17 protein-coding genes and 1 pseudogene are annotated in these 19,224 nt (G+C 57.1%); 13 read left to right on the top strand and 5 right to left on the bottom strand.

Annotation, left to right across the window (positions count from 1 at the left end):
• Positions 1-19: 19 nt before the first annotated feature.
• The gene (locus L6639_RS40730; protein ID WP_128929720.1) at positions 20-691 is read right to left on the bottom strand and encodes a nodulation protein NolW; all 672 of its coding nucleotides are present in this window, start codon (positions 689-691) and stop codon (positions 20-22) included.
• Between the two features lie 207 nt (positions 692-898).
• On the opposite strand from L6639_RS40730, the gene L6639_RS40725 reads away from it, so the two are divergent.
• The 11 genes from L6639_RS40725 (at position 899) to L6639_RS40675 (ending at position 9,584) form a co-directional block, all read left to right on the top strand.
• Positions 899-1,414 carry a nodulation protein NolB gene (locus L6639_RS40725; RefSeq protein ID WP_232995593.1) on the top strand — a complete coding sequence of 172 codons (516 nt, stop codon included), beginning with the start codon at positions 899-901 and terminating at the stop codon, positions 1,412-1,414.
• A gap of 10 nt (positions 1,415-1,424) precedes the next feature.
• Positions 1,425-2,291: a type III secretion system inner membrane ring lipoprotein SctJ gene (gene sctJ, locus L6639_RS40720; protein ID WP_128929719.1), complete on the top strand. Its 867-nt coding sequence runs from the start codon at positions 1,425-1,427 to the stop codon at positions 2,289-2,291.
• A gap of 10 nt (positions 2,292-2,301) precedes the next feature.
• Positions 2,302-2,934: a nodulation protein NolU gene (locus L6639_RS40715; protein WP_232995592.1), complete on the top strand. Its 633-nt coding sequence runs from the start codon at positions 2,302-2,304 to the stop codon at positions 2,932-2,934.
• A complete protein-coding gene (gene sctL, locus L6639_RS40710) occupies positions 2,931-3,554 on the top strand; it encodes a type III secretion system stator protein SctL (RefSeq protein ID WP_128929718.1) in 624 nt (207 codons plus the stop codon). The genes L6639_RS40715 and sctL overlap by 4 nt, the downstream gene beginning before the upstream one ends.
• The gene (gene sctN / locus L6639_RS40705; RefSeq protein WP_128929717.1) at positions 3,551-4,906 is read left to right on the top strand and encodes a type III secretion system ATPase SctN; all 1,356 of its coding nucleotides are present in this window, start codon (positions 3,551-3,553) and stop codon (positions 4,904-4,906) included. The genes sctL and sctN overlap by 4 nt, the downstream gene beginning before the upstream one ends.
• Entirely contained in the window at positions 4,882-5,418 is a 537-nt protein-coding gene (locus tag L6639_RS40700) for a hypothetical protein (protein ID WP_128955093.1), read from the top strand. The genes sctN and L6639_RS40700 overlap by 25 nt, the downstream gene beginning before the upstream one ends.
• 44 nt (positions 5,419-5,462) lie before the next feature.
• Positions 5,463-6,536: a type III secretion system cytoplasmic ring protein SctQ gene (gene sctQ / locus L6639_RS40695; RefSeq protein WP_128929715.1), complete on the top strand. Its 1,074-nt coding sequence runs from the start codon at positions 5,463-5,465 to the stop codon at positions 6,534-6,536.
• Positions 6,529-7,194 (top strand): type III secretion system export apparatus subunit SctR, encoded by a 666-nt coding sequence (gene sctR, locus L6639_RS40690; RefSeq protein WP_128929714.1) that lies wholly within the window; start codon positions 6,529-6,531, stop codon positions 7,192-7,194. The genes sctQ and sctR overlap by 8 nt, the downstream gene beginning before the upstream one ends.
• Position 7,195: 1 nt before the next feature.
• Positions 7,196-7,471 carry an EscS/YscS/HrcS family type III secretion system export apparatus protein gene (locus tag L6639_RS40685; protein WP_128929713.1) on the top strand — a complete coding sequence of 92 codons (276 nt, stop codon included), beginning with the start codon at positions 7,196-7,198 and terminating at the stop codon, positions 7,469-7,471.
• A 263-nt stretch (positions 7,472-7,734) separates the two neighbouring features.
• Positions 7,735-8,550, top strand: coding sequence for a type III secretion system export apparatus subunit SctT (gene sctT, locus L6639_RS40680; RefSeq protein ID WP_128929712.1), 816 nt, complete (start codon positions 7,735-7,737; stop codon positions 8,548-8,550).
• A complete protein-coding gene (locus L6639_RS40675) occupies positions 8,547-9,584 on the top strand; it encodes an EscU/YscU/HrcU family type III secretion system export apparatus switch protein (protein ID WP_128929711.1) in 1,038 nt (345 codons plus the stop codon). The genes sctT and L6639_RS40675 overlap by 4 nt, the downstream gene beginning before the upstream one ends.
• Before the next feature lie 166 nt (positions 9,585-9,750).
• On the opposite strand, the gene L6639_RS40670 is transcribed toward L6639_RS40675, so the two are convergent.
• The 4 genes and pseudogenes from L6639_RS40670 to L6639_RS40655 form a co-directional block, all read right to left on the bottom strand.
• A complete protein-coding gene (locus L6639_RS40670; RefSeq protein WP_128929710.1) occupies positions 9,751-10,383 on the bottom strand; it encodes a CpaD family pilus assembly lipoprotein in 633 nt (210 codons plus the stop codon).
• A 9-nt stretch (positions 10,384-10,392) separates the two neighbouring features.
• Positions 10,393-11,783: pseudogene (locus L6639_RS40665) on the bottom strand (type II and III secretion system protein family protein).
• A 70-nt stretch (positions 11,784-11,853) separates the two neighbouring features.
• On the bottom strand, positions 11,854-12,552 hold the full coding sequence (locus tag L6639_RS40660) for a response regulator (protein WP_128929709.1): 699 nt from the start codon (positions 12,550-12,552) through the stop codon (positions 11,854-11,856).
• A gap of 1,271 nt (positions 12,553-13,823) precedes the next feature.
• A complete protein-coding gene (locus tag L6639_RS40655) occupies positions 13,824-16,469 on the bottom strand; it encodes a PAS domain-containing protein (protein ID WP_128929708.1) in 2,646 nt (881 codons plus the stop codon).
• A gap of 2,043 nt (positions 16,470-18,512) precedes the next feature.
• Between L6639_RS40655 and L6639_RS43640 the strand changes: the two genes are divergently transcribed.
• The gene (locus tag L6639_RS43640; RefSeq protein ID WP_128929707.1) at positions 18,513-18,827 is read left to right on the top strand and encodes a transposase; all 315 of its coding nucleotides are present in this window, start codon (positions 18,513-18,515) and stop codon (positions 18,825-18,827) included.
• Between the two features lie 110 nt (positions 18,828-18,937).
• Positions 18,938-19,174, top strand: a complete 237-nt coding sequence (gene tnpB, locus L6639_RS40650; protein WP_128929706.1) for an IS66 family insertion sequence element accessory protein TnpB — start codon at positions 18,938-18,940, stop codon at positions 19,172-19,174.
• Positions 19,175-19,224: the final 50 nt, after the last annotated feature.

Raw genomic sequence — 19,224 nt, 5'->3', positions numbered from 1 at the left:
GCGACTTTTGCTGTCCAATTCATCTCTGGCTTGGGCCGGGCGCGTGAGCCACGTTATCTTGATGCGTCGCCTCGGGCAAAACAGGTCCCTCCGGTCGTCCATCACGAATAACCGTACTTGAGGAGCCCCGAAACAACATCAAGACCGACGCGGGCGCCGGCTTTGCGGTTGTCGTAAGAGTTCGTCGCGCCTGGGCCTCCGCCACTAGGCCGTTGAGCATTTGGTCGACGAGCGCGATGAAGCGAGGCGGACCAGAAGCGAAGACCAGTCCATCTTCCGGTGCGGCTCTCACGACGTAGCGTTCATCGGAAATTTTGAGTGCATCGAGTGCCGCCTTGAATGCATCGAAAGTGACCGGGTTTAAGACAAGCAGGCGACTTTCCGCCTCGTGCGCGTCGGATACGTACAGCACCAGCCCGTCATAGTACCACTGAAGATTATAAAGAGTGGTCACGCGTTCGAGGAAATCTCGCGGCGCGAGATCCGGCATGCGCCCGCGAATCCGCCCCTTTACATGGGTGCTGACATTGATTCGAATATTCAAATTGTTGCCGAACTCCTGCAGTGCGGCCGCGAGATCCTGATCCAGAACTGTGTAAGTATAAGGCGTGGATGGCAGCTCTAGAGTGGCGCCGAGCGCCCTAACCGCGCTCAAGGAGATGAAAACACCAACAATTAGAATGTTCTTCAACGTGTGCAGCCTCGTGGTGTGGTTGAGTATTCCAGGCGGTCATGCGCTGGTACTCTTCCAAAGTTGGAAGACGAACTTCGTCGCAAATTGGAAGCCAATCGTGATTTTTGGATGACGTAGCTCTTGATCCACGTCAGGTTTTGGTCAGCTCGGCTCGCTAGGGTGCCGAGCCGTTCCCGGCAACGACAGCTAATAGACGCGAGAGCAATGATTCCTTCCGTGATGTTTGGCGCGATGCCGATCTCTGCCAACCTCGGCGAGTGTCTCACCGAGGGGTGTTCATCGGCGCCGGGCAACTTTCATGAGCATCTTGCAAAGGCGGCATCGAAACAAGGCGCCGCCTCTTTGGTGGCCGACAGCGCGTTGGCGCCACCTGTACCGGAGGTTCAGCGTGCAGTCGCGCAGACAGGTCCACTGGGCGATCGCATTCTGCAGAATCTTTTTGGAGCGCACTTAGGCAAACCATATCCTTCGACCGGACTCCCTTCGATCGGCGAGCCGGGCCCTTCGAAGAGCGTCCAGCTTGGGCCCGCCGCGCGGCCTATCTCGCGCTTGGACGGAGTCGATGTCCATGTTATCGGAAAACCAGAAGGTGCCGACAATTTCGAGTCGACGTTGCAGAATCTGCGGGATGTTTACAACGGCGTCATTCAGGTTTCGCTCATCTCCAAGAGTGCTGGCGCCGTCGGTTCATCTCTGAATAAGCTGCTATCAGCGGGCTGAGCGGCGGTTGATGGTTCTTTTCGCGCAAAGAAAGATCGGTCGCGGCGCGACTTCTGGAAGGCAGGTGCATGCCGTTCTCCTATTGCCGCTTGTGCTGTTGCTAGCCGGCTGCAAGGCCGATCTCTATACGAAAGTTCAGGAGCGTGAAGCCAACGAGATGCTTGCCCTTCTCCTTAGTAAGGGTGTCGATGCAGTCCGTGTTGTCGCTAAGGACGGTAGCAGCACGATTCAGGTCGAAGAAAAGCAATTGGCCGTTTCGATAGAACTGCTGAATGGCCAGGGCTTGCCGCGCCAGGTGTTTAAGAATCTTGGGGAGGTGTTCAAGGGATCCGGCCTGGTTGCGTCCCCAGTTGAGGAGCGCGCTCGTTACGTTTATGCCCTAAGCGAAGAATTGTCGCGCACAATCAATGATATCGATGGGGTTCTCTCCGCCCGGGTTCATGTTGTCTTGCCGAAGAACGACCTTTTGCGACAGGATGCGACCCCGTCCTCGGCGTCGGTCTTCATTCGACATGGTTCCAATGCGAACCTCTCAGCCTTGTTGCCCCAAATCAAGATGCTCGTCGCCAATGGCATTGAAGGACTATCATACGACAAGGTGGCCGTCGTTTTCGTGCCGGTTGAGCGAGCGCAGCATGAGATGTTCTCTGCACCAGCAGCTGCTTCGATCCACCCGACCAAGTTCACGTCAGCCACCTTTCTTGCGATCGTGGTCGGGGGTGTCGGCGCCGCGGTCGGCATTCTATCTTACGTGCTGCTGAGCACACGTGTGCGCCAGCTAGGTCAATTCTGGCGGAAAGTGCCGAATATTGACACAGCGGCGAGTATGCCCGCCGTCCTAGCCGCTGGCAAAAAGCGGAACTCCGATGCGAGATAGGCCGAATGCAATGTCCGCAACGATGACATCCAACGAACCAAATCATTTGCTCAACCAACATTCCGGTCGGCCGCGGGAGCTTGCTGCGATAATCCATCCAAGCCGTTTTGCTGAACGTCTTGATGCGTCGCTGGCGGCGTCTACAGTGCTGCAACTGCAGAAAACTCCCAGACTACAGGAAAGACTAGTCGAACTGCTCCTAGGCAGTGAACTGGTCTTGAAGGGAAGTAGCTGGGGAAGGGGCGCTTTGCTTGGGCATGATCCGCATCGTGCGGCATTGCTCGCTGGCGGCATTTGGCATGCCCGTTCGGTACTGAAGCTGGTGTCAAAGCATGATCTTGCTCCACTGATCGGAAATATTGGTGCGGAAGCACATGCTTTCGCTATCCGACATGTATCCAGCGCCGTCGAAACCCAATTGATTGTCGATCCGGAGCAACTTTCGCAGCGGATTGCACATGACGGATATGCCTGCCTTGGCGCTTTCCTCAAGCGAGCCTCAGAACTCGACCGTACGCGCGTGCTTCTCTGCTTGCCTGTCGGGACTGCCGCGGAGAGTCCAGCCGCCGAACATCACAAAGCCGCGGGCCAATTGATGTCTTTGGTGATGACCCATTTGGCCGCAGAGACACGGCCGGCATGACCGCGGGTGAGCCAGCATTGCCAGAACGCCCGCAGATACGTCCGGTGGGTCCAGTCATACCAGCCTCGGAACTTGGGATCTGGTGCGATGTGGTACAGACGCGCGCGCTAGCTCAGCGGTATCTACAGCAGGTTCGCAACTGGGCAAGGAACGCTTATCATCGCGAGCAGGCGCGCGGGCACTCCGAAGGCCTGAAGACAGGCTCGGACGAAATGGCGCGGCTGGTTGCTCGAGCTGCTTCTGAGCTGGCGCGGCGAAAAGCCGTGCTGGAACAGGAGCTGCCACAACTTGTCATTGAGGTCCTGAACGACTTGGTGGGCTCGTTCGATCCGGGCGAGATGTTAGTGAGGTCGGTTCGTCACGCTATCGAGCAAAGATATGGCGGTGCGGAATTGCGCCTTCATGTGTCTCCTGTGAACGTCGATGCCATGACATGCGAGTTCGCGTCATTCCATGGAACGCATGGGCGTCCGAAGGTCAGAATTGATCCGGACCCGGCTCTAACGCCGGACCAATGCGTTTTGTGGAGTGAGTTTGGTAATGTCGATCTAGGACTTGCCGCGCAGCTCCGCACACTGCGCCTCGCCCTTGCTCCGCCTGTTCAGGAGGACGAACAATGACTTCCCAAAGGCCAAGCTATGGCAATGCGGCTGCTGAAGGCGCGGTGCACGCAGCATTATCATCTCTGAAATCTACGGCAAAGCATGTCGATACGCGTGCTGTGCGCGGACGAGTCACCCGAGCCGTCGGCACCTTGGTCCATGCCGTGCTGCCCGGGGCCCACGTTGGGGAGCTGTGCCTATTGCAGGATCACAGTACGGGATGGTCACTTGATGCGGAGGTGGTCGGTCTGCTGCCGGATGGAGTATTGCTCACGCCAATCGGCGACATGGTAGGCATGTCTAGCCGTGCGGAAGTGGTTCCGACCGGGCGAATGCAGGAAGTTGCGGTCGGTGCCGATTTGCTGGGCCGCGTCATCGATAGCTTCGGCCGTCCGCTCGACGGGAAGGGGCCAATAAAGACGACCCACACTCGTCCCCTACGCGGCAGGGCACCCAACCCAATGAGGCGGCGGGGGATCGAGCAGCCTTTTCCGCTCGGCGTCCGCGTGCTCGACGGACTTCTGACGTGTGGCGAAGGCCAACGGATCGGAATCTATGGAGACGCTGGTTGCGGCAAGTCGACGCTGATGTCGCAGATTGTTAAAGGCGCGGACGCTGAGGTCACCGTCGTTGCGCTTATAGGAGAGCGCGGACGTGAGGTGCGTGAATTCATCGAGCGCCATATTGGCAATGCCATCGATCGGACGATCGCTGTCGTTGAGACCTCCGACCGGTCGGCAATGGAGCGCGCGCAATGTGCTCATACGGCGACGGCACTCGCCGAGTACTTTCGTGATCAGGGACAGCGGGTCGTTCTCATGATGGATTCGTTGACGCGCTTCAGCCGCGCGATGCGTGAAATCGGCCTAGCCGCGGGAGAACCTCCGACGCGGCGAGGCTTTCCTCCCTCCGTCTTTGCGCTGCTGCCGGCTCTGTTGGAACGTGCCGGTATGGGCGAGCAGGGCTCGATCACGGCCTTCTATACCGTACTTGTCGAAGGTGACGGGACAGGCGATCCAATCGCCGAAGAGTCGCGCGGTATTCTCGATGGTCATATCATTCTCTCACGCGCGCTCGCATCGCGAGAGCATTTTCCGGCCATCGACGTGTTGTCGAGCCGAAGTCGCGTGATGGATGCGGTCGTCTCTGTGTCACATCGAAAGGCCGCCTCTTTCTTTCGAGATCTTCTTTCGCGCTATGATGAGGCCGAATTTTTGATCAAGGTCGGTGAGTACAAGCCAGGGGGCGATCCGCTGACCGACCGAGCAATCGCGTCGATCGAGGACTTGCGGAATTTCTTGCGCCAGGGGCAGGATGAACCGTCCAGCTTTGAGGAGGCCATCACGTGGATGTCGCGTCTTACCGACTGAATCCCAGCCAAGCGTCGAAATTGCGGCTGGTGAAGGACATGAGGGAGCGAAGTGCGCTTCGTCAATTATCCAATACGCAAGCCGAACGCCAAATTGCGGTTAAAGCGATGGAGAAAGCTTCCAAGAATGCCGCCAGCGCCGAGAAACGCCGCGCAAGCCTCGAAGCTGAACTTTATTTAGAACTCGCATCGTCTAACAGGATGTGCGTCACCGAACTCGACCGTAGGCTTCATCTCGTCATTGGACGCCTCACAGCTGAGATCGCAACTGCACGCCAGGTGCTTGAGCAAGCGCGCATCGCTCAACAGCAGGCCCAGGCGGCGGTTGTTGAGGCGCGGGTCGTGTGGGCCAAGCGTTCGGCGGCGAGCCAGAAATGGCAGCAGATTGAGTGCGATGTGCAGCGCTCGACCAACGCTTGCTCGGAGTGTGCAGCTCAAATCGAAACGGACGATGAGGTCTTGCTCCGGTATCAGAGTGGCTCGCGAAGCCAGGCAATTGGCGTTTTGATTTAATGGCTGCTTCTCTTATGTCGGCGCGAACTGCCGACCCCGTGAACATGAGCGCGGAAAATGCGGTCGGTGAACCGGCACGATTCGTGCCGCGGCTAAGATTGTCGCATAGCGCGGTCTCGTGCCTCAATTTGATGGCCCCCCGGCGAACGGTTCTGAAGAGCCGCCTTGGCGATACGCCGGTCTCGATATGTATTAACCGGCTTGTGTGGCAGGCGCAGCAATCGACCGCGCCGATGCTTGATTGTGTATTTCGCGTCGGAGCCGAAATGGCCGTCTTGTCGGTGCCGCGCCAGTTGGCGGAGGCATTGATTTCGACAGTGCAGCATGGCCTTACGTTACCTTCGGACCCAGCCCGCTCTTTCGTCCTCGAACTTGCGCTTGAACCATGGTTCACTCGAGTAGAGCATCTGCTAGCGCAGGATTTGCAAATTATCCGCATCGACGAAGCAACGATGGAAGGTCCTTATCTGGAACTCGACATCGTCTACGGGGCGCTCGTGGGCAAGGCGCGGCTGTTCCTATTCTCGTCTCTTGAGGGTCCGGTTCCGGCTGCCTTCTGTAAGTTAGGCGAGATGCTTGGCCAATTGCCCCGAGAAATGCGCAAGCTTTCCCCGGAGTTGCCCATCATGGTTGCCAGCGAGATTAGCTCGCTGCGCGTGTCCGTCGGGCTTCTTCGCCAAGCACAAACTGGCGATGCGCTGTTGCCGGACGTCATTCCCTTTGCGAGCGGTCAGGTCATCCTGACTGCGGACAAATTGTGGGCGCCGGCGGAGATTGCTGGCGACAGACTAATCTTGCGGGGACCCTTCCGCCTGCAACCCCACCCTCTCAAGAGTGCATATATGACAACACGACCCCAAACCCAGCCATCGACCCTGCCCTCGGAAACCGACATCGACAGCATTGAGATTACGCTCGTGTTCGAATGCGGCCGTTGGCCTATCCCGCTGGGTACGTTGAGGAGCGTCAACGAAGGGCATGTCTTTGAACTTGGCCGTCCCGTTGACCGTCCGGTTGACATTGTTGCCAATGGTCGATTGATCGGCCACGGCGACATCGTGCGTGTCGGGGAGGAACTGGCCATCAGGCTACGTGGTGGGTTGGCGGTCAATGACTGACATTCAGCCAGGCATTCCTGCACTTCTTGCAGCGACGGTCGGTCTCGGTCTGCTGGCGTTCGCAGTTGTCACGACGACGGCATTCATAAAAGTTTCCGTCGTTCTCTTCCTCGTGCGCAACGCGCTCGGAACCCAATCCATACCCCCGAACATCGTTCTGTATGGCGCTGCATTGATCCTTACGGTCTTCATTGGTGCTCCAGTGCTGGAGCAGATCTACAACCACGTTACCGCCCCGCAACTTCACTACCAAACGCTCGATGACTGGGCGACAGCCGCTAAGGAGGGAAGCGAGCCGCTGCGCGCTCACCTGAAAAAGTTCAGCAGTGAGGAGCAGCGCACGTTCTTCCTGTCATCCACAGAACATGTTTGGTCAGAGGAGATGCGGGCAAACGCTACAGCGGATGATTTTGCGATTCTTGTACCGTCCTTTCTGATCTCGGAATTAAAGCGTGCCTTTGAAATCGGCTTCCTTCTCTATCTTCCATTCATCACGATTGATCTGATTGTAACGACGATTCTGATGGCCATGGGCATGTCAATGGTATCGCCCACAATGATATCTGTTCCTTTTAAGCTCTTTCTGTTCGTCACGATCGACGGATGGTCGCGGCTCATGCACGGGTTGGTGTTAAGTTACGCCACGGCCGGAGGTTAATATGGACGAGACCAGCATCCTCACGCATTTGACCCGATCGCTCGTCCTCTTCATGATGTGGGTTCTGCCACCGCTCCTAGCAGCTCTCGTGGCCGGCTTGGGTGTTGGCATAATACAGGCGGCAACGCAGCTCCAGGATCAAACCTTGCCCCTAACCGTGAGGCTCCTCGTCGTCGTCGCCGTGCTCGTTCTGTTTTCTCGGGTGCTGAGTGCGCCGCTTATCGAACAGGCCAAACATATCTTCACGGAGTTCCCCTCTCTCACATCGAGGTATTAGTGAGGAACCGAAGGCCGAGTTTGTGAGGACAAAACCGCCCATCGACATCACCGGTGAATTACCAAAGTGGCTGGCCAGTTTGTCGAGCGAGCATGAGAGTATGGGGATCGACGGCCTACCCTGCGGGCTCGCAGTGCGGCTGGTGCTCTCGTTGAGCGCTATTAGAACGAACACCGCCGACTATTTGCGGCCTTGGCGTCAAACATTAAGGCACGGCGAGCGGAACCGGTTAGATTAGCTGAGGCGAACAACGAGCGCCGCGAATGCATGCTTTGTCACCCACCGAGGCGCAAGCTCTAATTCAGAGTGCTGTCGAGTTCGTCGTTGCAGCGGGCCTTAGCGCTGCGCGGGCCTTAGGCATTATGTTGGTGCTTCCCGTATTCACGCGGCCGCAGATTAGCGGGATGATCCGCACAAGCTTGACGATCGTGATTGGACTGCCATGCCTTGCGCATGTCAAGGCCGGTCTGCAGACTCTAGATCCGGCCACCCGTCTGGCCGCGGTCGCGTTCCTCGGTCTCAAAGAGATATTCGTCGGCCTGCTGTTCGGGATGTTCCTAAGTATACCGCTATGGAGCATCCAGGCAGTTGGCGACATCATTGACACGCAACGGAGCGTTTCAAGCCAGTTGGACGATCCTGCGACGCGCAGCCAGGCCTCCGCCACGGGTCTCTTTCTCGGAACTGCTGGGGTTACTATTTTCGTTGCGTCTGGAGGTCTACAGACGATGGTTCGGTGCCTGTATGGCAGCTATCTGATCTGGCCCGTGTACCGGCTACTACCTCCTCTGACAATGCAAGGGGCAATGGAAGTTGTAGCGCTTCTCGATCATATCATGCACACGGCCCTGCTATTTTCCGGACCCGTGCTGGCTCTGCTGCTCCTGATTGAGATATCCCTCATGTTGCTAGGGCGGTTTGCGCCGCAAATTAAGCTGAACGACCTCTCCCCCACCATCAAGAACGCCGCCTTTGGCATCATCATGGTGAGTTACACCGTCTTCCTCATGGAATACATGGGAACGGAGATTATCCAGTCCTACGGAGTGCTGGAGTGGCTCGGGAAGTTCCTAAAATGAGCGACTCGAGCGAAGAGAAGAAGCGTCCGCCAACTCCCAAGAAGCTACGGCAGGCGCGTAAGAAGGGACAGATCCCGCGCAGCGCCGATTTTGTGAGCGCGCTTAGCATTTGCGCCGCATTCGGCTGTCTATGTTTCCGAGCGGGCGCGATCGAGGGCGTATGGCGTGAGGGGGTGCGGCTCGTCGACAAGCTGCAGGGGCAGCCCTTCAACAGTGCGGTCCAGCAGGCACTGGTCGGATTGATCGAACTTTCGTTGACGAGCGTTGCCCCAATCATTGGAGCGGCCGTGGCTGCAGGCATTCTAGCCAGTGTCTTGGCTGCTGGTGGGCTGACGTTCTCCGTGGAGCCGCTGAAACCAAGCCTTAAGAAATTGGATCCAATCAAAGGGCTCAAACGGATTGTCTCTCAGAAGTCGCTTGTCGAGCTTGGTAAGTCGTTGATCAAAGTGTTCCTTCTCGGCGTAACGCTGTTTTTCACCTCACTCGCAAGTTGGAAGGCGCTGGTGTACCTGCCTGTCTGCGGTTTGGGTTGTTTCAGCTTTGTATTCAAAGAGGTCAAATTCTTAATTGAAATTGCTGCTGGGGCGTTTCTGATCGGCGGCTTGACCGACCTGCTAATTCAGCGCTGGCTATTCTTGCGTGACATGCGCATGACGGAGAGTGAAGCGAAGCGCGAGTCTAAGGAGCAGGAAGGCAACCCACATGTAAAGGGCGAACACCGCCGGCTTCGTCGGGAATCGGCGAGTGAGCCGCCGCTCGGAGTCAATCGGGCCACATTGATACTGACGGGCCCCGCGATGTTAGTTGGACTGCGCTACGTTCGTGGACAGACCGGAGTGCCGGTTTTGGTATGCCGCGGTGAGGACGAACTTGCTTCACAGTTGTTTGATCAGGCGAGGGCGCTGCATCTGAGCATTATTCAGGAACCTGCTTTGGCGCGTCAGCTGATCCGAAAGGGAATAATGGGCAAGGCCGTTCCGAAGGACTGTTTCGAGGGGGTTGCAAAGGCAGTCTTTGCCGCTGGCCTGGTCTAGCTTGGCGCGGCAATGCGATGCATTCGGGCGTGTTAGTCAAAGACGTCCAGTCGCTACTTGATCTGTAAGTCACGTCGTCTGGAAAGGCGGAAGCAGATCGTGGCGTCTGCGGAAGTTGGCCGCCAGAGTATCGCCAATGCTCTTGCCGCTCAGCCATTGAGAGTGCTCATTGGGCTTCTGACGCAATGCGATTATGAGTGTCACTTTCCAAGTGGCTCTTGTTGCCTGCGGCGAGACCTCCCCGTGCGGTAAGCGGAAGCACCGCACGGTCACCACTGGTTGGCAAGATAGCTCTGTTCTCGAGCAAGTCGCCGGGATCGTTGACCGTGACCGCGAGGTTATTGCGGATCGAACAGCCGAGCGTTGGATTGAAAGAATTGTCGTCTACTGAAGGGCCGATGATTGAAAGGGATGGACAGAGCGGAGGACGTGCTTCGTAAATGATCGCCTCGATTTGGACACCGAAATGGCTGGGCAGATCTACGGGGGAAGCGGACCGGCGAATATTATAGGCGGGAACGCCCATCTCGCGGGCCTCATGAGCCACCTGCGTAATGAGCCGGGGCGAACCACTGACGTCCAGATGGAGTGCATCCCGCCGACCGCGGCTGGCGTTCGCAATGAAATTACGCAGACCATACCTCTCGGCGCGACGAAGGCTCTGTAGTCGCAAGATACTGGTCTTCTGCTCCACTTGAATCGCTTGATCAGTCGGCTCAGAATAGATCGCAGCATTATGTGTGCATCCGCCTACGGTTGCCGCTACGGCAATCAAGTGGCCCAGGTTTCGCAAGGTCATTAGCGGTCCTCATTCGATAACAAAGCCGGCTCCGCCGGTCGCGTCTGGTTCGGTGCGGGAGCCTCGCGGCTTCGCGGGGGACGCGCCAACGTATTCGTTAAAATGCGCCCCCCGTCTGATGGCGGCCGGAGGCGGTCAGTCGGCGCGCTTATCTTGGCGGCAGATGATGCTGGCCGCACGATGTAAGGGGTAACGACGATGACAAGCTCCGTCTCCTGCTTCTGAAATGAGGAGGACCGAAACAGTGCACCAAGGATCGGGACATCGCCTAACCCGGGAAACGTGCTGATGTCGGTGTTGAAATTGCGTCTTATGAGCCCGCCGATTGCAAAGCTCTGACCGCTGGCAAGCTCGACAACAGTACTGGCACGTCGCGTGGAGAGGCCAGGCAGAGACATTCCGTTGATATTGACTTCACCTTCTTTGGATAACTCACTGACTTCAGGCTTGACGTGGATATTGATCTGATTGTTGCTGAGAACGGTCGGAACGAACTCCAGACTGATTCCGAATTGACGGAATTGAACTGAGAGTTGACGATTGTCCTGCATGACCGGAATTGGAAATTCGCCGCCTGCCAGGAAGCTTGCTGATTCGCCGGACATCGCGGTAAGAGTTGGCTCCGCCAATACCGACGCGAGATGCTCGTTGGCGAGGGCGTCAAGTACAGCACTGATGTTCGTGCTGCCAACGCCGACTCCGACACTTGCCGTGCCGCCACCCCGGCTCGCACCGGAACCGCCAGGCTTGCCACTGCTAAACCCGAAAATGACCGCTCCGTTTTGGCCCGATGCAGAGAGGTTGATGCCAAGCTCCTTCACGGCGCTGCGCGAGACTTCCGCCACGCGCACGCTAAGCGTCACTTGCAATGAGCCGGCCACTTGGATGTTGTTGACGACCAGCGCGCCCGCGCCCAGAAATTGCTCGGTAATCTTCTTGGCGCGCTCAACGACGTCGACACTTGGTGCTGTCCCTCTCAGAATTGCGCCGCGTGGCGTATAGGTGACTTGGATCGGATGGTCCCCGAGCTCAGCCTTTAGTGCAGCACGCAAATCCTCGATAGGCTGGGTAACGACAACACGTAACTCGGCTAACGCTTCTCCATTGTCGTTCAAAGCAAATAGGCTGGTCCGTCCCGACTGTTTTCCAAAGACGAAGATGGTTGTATTCGATGGGGCCTGGTAGTCGGCTATCGTTGGGTCGGCAACGAATATGCTGGCCGCCGGCGCCGGAAGATGAATCGTCTGGCCCTGAGAGGAGGAAAGATTCAAGACCCCGCTAAGGCTGTCAGTTGTTGACCGTGGCGACGCCTGATTAGGGTCGCGCTTTATCTGAGCTGCGGTAGTGGGCGGCAGCACGAGAGGAAGCGAGCAAACGACATACAGAAGGCGCGAGCGAATAGCTGAGGTGACCGCCGTCGGCCATCGGCAGCTGCGAACATCAAGGGGGAACTTCAACTGAGCGTCGTTTTCAAGTGTGGCGGCAAGGCAGCGGATCGTTCTTCAGTTCAAGCGCGTAGCCGACGCCGCGCGCGGTTTTGATTCGTAGCGTTGTGCCGGACTTGCTCAAATGTGTGCGCAATCGATAGATCCCGACTTCTAAGGCATTGGTCGAGACTTCATCGTCAAACGCATAGAGGCTTTCCTCTAGCAACGCTCGCGGCACGGTGCGGCCTGCTCGGCTGAGCAGATGTTCGAGAATGCAGACTTCGCGGCGCGCAATTCTGAGTGGCCGACCGTCAACTGAGACTTGCCGGCCAATAGGATCGAAATGTAAGTTCCCGAAGGTGATCACGGGTGCCGTCAATTGCGTCGATCGTCGCAAAATGGCGCGCATTCGAGCAATAAGCTCATCGATAGACACCGGCTTAGGAAGAAAATCGTCGGCGCCACCATTGAATATCGCGATCCTGGTCTCAAGATCGCTCAGGCTGCTCATCATCATGGCAGGCATTGAATATCCTTCACGTCTCAACTGTTTCAACCAGTCCAATCCATTTCCGTCCGGCAGAGCCAACTCGAGCAAGAGAATGTGATAGCTGGCACAACTCAGCGCGGTCTCCGCTTCGTCAAGAGTAGAGATGAGGTCCACGGCAAAACCGCGAACGAACAGGGTTTTCTTGGCGGCTCGCACGAAGGCGGCGTCCTGATCGACCAGTAGGATTCGCATTGTGGTCGCCTATAGTGCGATTGTGTCGAGGCCTGAGCGCATCACTGTCGGCACGGAGCTACGATGATCCCCCCGCCTGGTCGAGCAGCTGCAATTGTCGAGCATTTGACTGAAGAGAAAATCGAACCGCACGAGTAGCTGCGTCCTCCTTGTAAAGAACGGATACGACTTACGAGGCTTCAGGTAGGATCGAAAAATCAATTTTCTTGATAGTGTTCATCCAAGCCGCGAATAGGTTGCAAAGGGAATGCACGTAGCGGCGCGGAGAGTCAGCGCCTAGCTCGCCGCGAGCCGATGAATAAGCGGAAGCAGCAACGCTCTTATGCGTTGGCTTGCCGCGTCGAAAAACAGAACCGCGAGCATCGGGCGTCGCTGTTGACGCGCAGGTTGGGTGCCGGCGCTCGATTGTGCGTCAATGTGTTCCGCTATGGCCCAGGACGTCCCATCGGCTCAACGCTTTGAAGGAGGGGGCCTCGAACGTCTCGTCCTCTTTCCGCTTCGGCCAGATCGAGGAGCCGTAATAATCGTATCGCGGCGCCGGGGATTTCGTACAGCAACGCGTGCAAGTCCAAGCTGATCAGCTTGTACGGTCAAGCCGAAGCGGCACGACGCGCTTGCTGAAGGAACTCAGCTTCTTAGGGCTGACACCCCGAAAGGGATCGACCCCTTCAAAAAGTACCGATGGAATTTGTGGCGAATCTGGCCGGAAAGCGGTTAAGGCCGTCACTCAAGGCCCTGAAGGCGCCGGCGGTGTGACTAGGGAACCCGCAGCGTTAGCTCTTGAGACTGCGGCTAATCGCCAGCGCTTCGCTATCTAACGAGTGGTCTGCTGCTCAGCTCGTGCATCCTTCTGCGGACGGAAGCGGCATTCGGGCCGTCGAGCGGGAAGCACGCGAAAGCGCCCTGAATCGGAGCCGGTGGTGCCCAGTGCCAAAGCTGCTTGCCAGCGAGGCGTCGTGATCGTCTGCTCAGCTTCGATTCTGTTGCGATCCGATCGAACGCTTCGCCTTCCTCAGTTTGAGGTTCATGCGGGGTGAACATTCAACTTCGCCAGGTTAGATACAAACTCACGGTCCCAGCAGTCGGTGTCAAGAACCCGATGGCCATGCGACCCGAAGGTGTGCCCTGCAGCATTCCGTGAGCCGATCCGAATGCGGCGATATCCAGATATGCCGAGCGAAAGTTTCGTCGAGGCATCGAGCCGTTTAGCTTTCGACAATAAGCACGATCGTACTTGTCGACCCGATTTCACACGGCTAGTCAAATTCCAATCATGACACGACTGGCAGGACAAATTGAAAGGATGCGCCCGGCTCTTGCTTCTGGACGATCGACAGGCGGCCTCCGTGAGCTTCTACGATCGAGCGGCAGATCGACAGACCCATTCCAAGGCCGGTAGATTTGGTGGTGAAGAACGGATCTAAGACTCGGATCCTATCACCCTCAGCGATGCCGACGCCGCTATCAGTCACGGAGAGCTGCACGCGGCTCTCATTGTCTCTGGATGACTGAATCATCAGTTCGCGCGCTCTGTCGTCAACAGCTTGCATGGCCTCTACTCCGTTCATCACCAGATTGATGATTACTTGTTGCAGCTGAACCCGGTCACCGAGAATTTTGGGAAGTGATGGTGCTAGCTCAGTTCGCAAGGTCACTTGGTGGTTAATCAGCTCACGCGTTACCAGCGCGATAGAGTCGTTCACAACCTCATTAATGTCTAGCGCTACCATCTCGATATCACCGTTCCTCGCGAGTGTGCGGACCCTGCGAATCACTTCGCTTGCGCGCATAGCGTCATCAATGATCCACTCTACGGATCTGTGCACGGCGGAAATGTCGGGAGCTTCGCGACGTAGCCAGCCAAGGCACGCATCGGCGTTGCTGATTATGGCCGTGAGCGGTTGGTTCACTTCGTGGGCGATAGAGGCTGTTAGTTCCCCCAGCGCCGTCAGGCGCGTCACATGCGCAAGATCCGCCTGTGCCTTTCGCAGTCCTTGTTCAGCCTGATCGGCGCGAACTTTCGCCGTGATATCAGTGGCCACGCCTCGGTAGCCGAGAAAATGGCCGCTTACATCAAATAAGGGCCTGCCGCTGCTCTGGAAGTAGATTGGTGACCTGGTCCTCCCCACGGTACGATAGACCAGATCGCGAAATGGAAGATGGGCATTTAGCGTTATTTCATGCTGCCGCCACTTCTCGGGCTCTTCTTCAACGTCGCTCGCAATCTCCCAGCAACGCAGGCCGATGACCGCTCTTGCCAAGAGGTCCGTAGCGTTGGTGTGCTCCGACAAGGTGTACCGGTGATCCGGCCCGGTCTCCCATAACCAGTCAGAAGCAGTTGCGGCGTAGTCACGAAAGCGCTGCTCGCTCTCGCGTAGCGCAGCAAGAGTGTCTTCCAATTGTTGTTTGGCTGCGTGCTGCTCAGTGACATCCATGTGCGTTCCGACGAGTTCGACAGTTGAGCCATCGCTTGCCAGCACGGCGTGCGCAACAGCATGTATGTGTCGTATCGCGCCGTCGGGAAGACAGATTCGGAAATCGTATTCAAAATTCCCTGTTTTTTGTTCAATGGCCTGACGTTGGATTTCCTGTTGCCGCGGCAAGTCGTCTGGATGAATCCGCGATCGGATGGCCTCAATGGTCACCGGCTCATCCGGGTCAAAGCCAAATAGACGACTGACTTCGGCGGAGCGATAAGCAAAACAGCGACGGTTGCAGTCCCACGACCAGGTGCTCGTGCGACTGAGCTGCTGCGCGTCGACCAGATAGGCCTCGCTACGGCGCAGTTGTTGTTCCGTCTGCTTTGCTGTCGTGACGTCCGTGGCCGCCCCGACAAACTCGATATTCCCGGACGCGGTTCTCGTAGCACGTGCCACCGCGTGAATGTACTTTATCGAGCCGTCGGGCATCAGCAATCGGTATTCGTGCTCGAAATGCTCGCCTCGAAGGGCCCGATTCAAAGTGTCTTGGACAGAAGTCTTGTCTTCTGGGTGAGTGCGGTCAATGACGTGTTGCGCCGTTACTTTGGTCTCTGGATCATACTGGAATATCCGAAAGCTTTCCTTCGACCAAAAGACCTCGCCGGTGGCCACGTTCCAGCCAAAGCTGCCTGTGTGGCTCAATTCTTGCGCCTGAGCCAAATGCGCTTCGCTCCGCTGAAGAGCAAGAACCGTCCGCTTCTGTTCGGTGATATCTTCGCAGGCAATGAGGACGATGGGCTTATCGTCGGCCCACAAGATCGCCTTGGCAGTCTCGCGCACCCACAGCACCGAGCCGTTCCTACGGACTTTCTGGATTTCCCATGTACGCGATTGGCCGATATATGTAAGGCATCGCTCGATGGATTTGCGAACGACCTCGCGATCGTCTTTCAGAAAGACTCTGAACACCGATTGGCCGATCAGTTCCGCGGGCGTATAGCCGAGGTGGATCGCGCCGAAACTATTGACGTTCAGGACGGTTCCGGTTTCATTGACCATGAAGTACATGGCCGGGTTATGCTCAAAGATCTCGCGCCAGAGTTTCTCTCGGTTGCGCAGATCGTCCGCGCTGTGCCTTAGCTCGGCGGCGACCTCACGCGCTGCTTCCTTTTCGTAGCGGAGTTTTGCGATCAGGCGCGTTCCGATGATGGACGCAGTAAGGAAAGCGATAATCACCAAAAGCTCGTGAGGGGCGTCGATCTGGGGATTGAACGTGAGGACGTAAATTAAAGCGCTGACGGCGACTATGGAAAGCGCCAACGATGCGACGAAAGTGCCAATCAGCGAAAACACCAAAATCACGACCAAATAGACAAGCGCTGTGGCTGCGAAAGGGCTATGAAGATACAAGGAAGCTAGCGTCAATGCCGCGAGCGTAATGCTAGCCAAAATAAATTGCGCCGATGAACGTCCAAACGCGATGAGCCAATTAAACATGCTTGTATCCGTCCGGCCCTTCTGGCGGGATGATTAAAATGCAGGAATTTGTTCGAGCCGCCGGACAAGCGCTCCTGAGCGCTTTCTACGTCGGCCGCCGAAATCAGCATAGCCAAAAAAAAAGGCGCATTACAAACCTTCGTATAGTTCTCTTACATGGTAGAAATCGTACGCTCACATAGTAAATCAATGGCGTATCGTGCTTTTAGCGGTCCTCCTCGTTGGCGGCAATGCTACAATCTGGATTGCCGCGGCGAGTGGCAGAGGAGTGCAAAACCAAACGGTGGACGGATGGCCGCGGGGCATTGCTGAGTCTCAGGGATTTTGAGGAGGCCGTGTGTCGTTCCGGAAAGGGCCGGGCGAAAGCCTTTTGAGCGGCTCCTTCTGATGGAGAGGAAGAGGGTGGACGGGCTAGTGTGAGCCAATCGCGAGAGCGTGCCGGCGGTTCGATCCGGATCGCTCTCCTCAGGTTTGTCATGTGCTCGAGCCATCCGATTGTAAGGCTGGTGGCTGTCCTAACGTTCTCGTCCACAGCGCCCCTTCTGCTCTCCGTATAGCTCGCTGTCTACCTGCAAGCCTTGACGCTCGCCGTAATTTTAGGCAGCGCCATGGAGATTAATTCGGTCTTGTCGATCTGCTCAAGGCAAACCGCCTAGATGCCTCCGACCAACTGAAGTCCAATTCCTTTGTTGAATTGGCTCGCTCATTCGGGCCAGAATTTGATTCACGTTTCCTATATCGGCGATACCCCGGAGCTTCTCGGGATTGGTAGCTGCCTTTGGGAAGGTAGCTGGCAACGTTTCTAAGATGTGTACGCGTGCAGACAGCTCGAGTTGCACAGGAGGGGTAGCCGAGCGTTGGACGCCAGCCGCTTGACTTGGCACGTGCCGCTATTGTCCGTCCAACGGTCGGCGCCAAGGGAGCCATAGAATGGTCGGCCGACGGCCTCGCGCAAGGGGGCGCCAGCAAATGGACCGACGCTGTCAAGATGGAGACCTCCTCGACATTATCCGCGAAAGCTGGCGGCTTGGCGATGTCGCGAAGTCGCAGATGCGGCACTGCTTTCTCAACTTGCCTCGATCGGATCGAGGCCTATCAGCCAAGGTACCCACAATAGGTCACTAGCCAGCTCCTCCGCCGGCGGCGCGCCTCGTCGCCATGTCGCAGCCGGGCGGGTTCGTCGTGCAAGGGGCGGAGCCCAAGCGCTGAAGTTCACAAAGGCCGATTTTAATGACGCTGAATGCGCGCAGCAGGCGAGTGGACTGATATGCTGTATTCTCCTTGCAATAGGCGGGAGAAGACGGTTTGGCCAACATTTTTGTGGGCCCGCGCAAGTGCGCTTGGGGCCAGCGCCGTGGCCGTTCGTCTAATCAAGCCGTCAAGGTCCGCTGTGCCCATGTCAAGATGCGCCAGGCTTTAGACTTCCGAACGGAAACGGATAGCATCGGGGCTGGCGACCCTAAGAACAAGCAATCTGGATGCAAATTGGTTAGTCGCCTTCAAGAAACCAGCCGCTAAGGCCGGCTTTCTGTTTGTCACATAGCGCTTTATGTCCGGACCACTTGGGTGTTCGCAAGCGTTGTCGAAATGCATTCAGGTGCATTCGCGAGGCTGGATGTCGTGGACGAGGTGAGCGATGTGGCGCCAAGTGTCCTCAATGTCACGCTTCTGAGCTTGCCGCGTCTAGTGGGGCGTCGTGTCGAGAGGATGCAATTTAGGGATCAAGAGAGCACGACGGCTGACCTCCGTATCGTTACTCGACTTACGGGATCATGAATCGTCTCGCGTCAAGCACGAGCGCGGATGCAGAGGCTAATCTTCAATGCGGAATTAGGTAAGTCCCCTGGCGCTGACATAGAAGATCATCGACCTCGTCGTTTAGTGCGCGTGCTGCCCTTCGCCTTTCGCCGGATTGATAGTGCCGAACGATATTGCAAAGTGTGTGCCGCTCGTAACACTTACATAGTATTCCTCCGTTGAGGGCCGCCTTGTTTGACGGAGGCGAACGCTGCAGGTCCTAGGGGTAATCCTAGGAGAAGCGCTATGACGATTTCGAGGGCGGAGGTGATCACATCGGTCGAGCGGCGGCGCCGGTGGTCGCGGGATGAGAAGGAACGGCTAGTTGCAGCATCGCTCGAGCCCGGAGCCAATGTTTCCGAGGTGGCTCGCACGGCCGGCCTTCATGTGAGCCAGCTGTTCCGGTGGCGCAAAGAGCTTTGTAAGCACGGTGAAGCGAGTATAGCGGCCGTTCGTGCCGGTCGAGAGTCGGCCGTCTGTGCCGCCGCGGGAGGTTGCCGAAGCCCCTTTGGCGACGACATCGGGGCGTCGACGGAAGAGCCAAGGCATCATCGAGATTGATCTTGGTACCGGACCCCGCATCCGGATCGATGGCGAGGTTGATGGAGTGCGCATTCCAGGGATGGTGATGGAGACGCGCTGCGTCGTGTTCTCGATGCTTTGGTGCGCCGATGATTCCGGTTCCGGCGGGTGCGCGAGTGTGGCTGGCGACCGGCCACACGGATATGCGCCGAGGCTTTCCGTCCTTGGCGCGCCAAGTGCAGGAGGTGCTGCGCAAGGACCCGCTCAGCGGTCACCTGTTCGTCTTCCGTGGTCGCCGAAGCGATCTTGTGAAAGGTGATCTGGCACGGTGTGCTGCAGAGCATGAAGGAGGTGAATATCCGAATTTGATGCGTACAGCTTTATGAGAGATGGAGGACGGCCCTCCTGCATCGGTGTTCCAGGCGCAGGTGCAAAA

This window comes from Bradyrhizobium zhengyangense, from assembly GCF_022012555.1.
Taxonomy (GTDB): Bacteria; Pseudomonadota; Alphaproteobacteria; order Rhizobiales; family Xanthobacteraceae; genus Bradyrhizobium; species Bradyrhizobium zhengyangense.
This window is presented reverse-complemented; position numbering and strand designations above follow the sequence as displayed.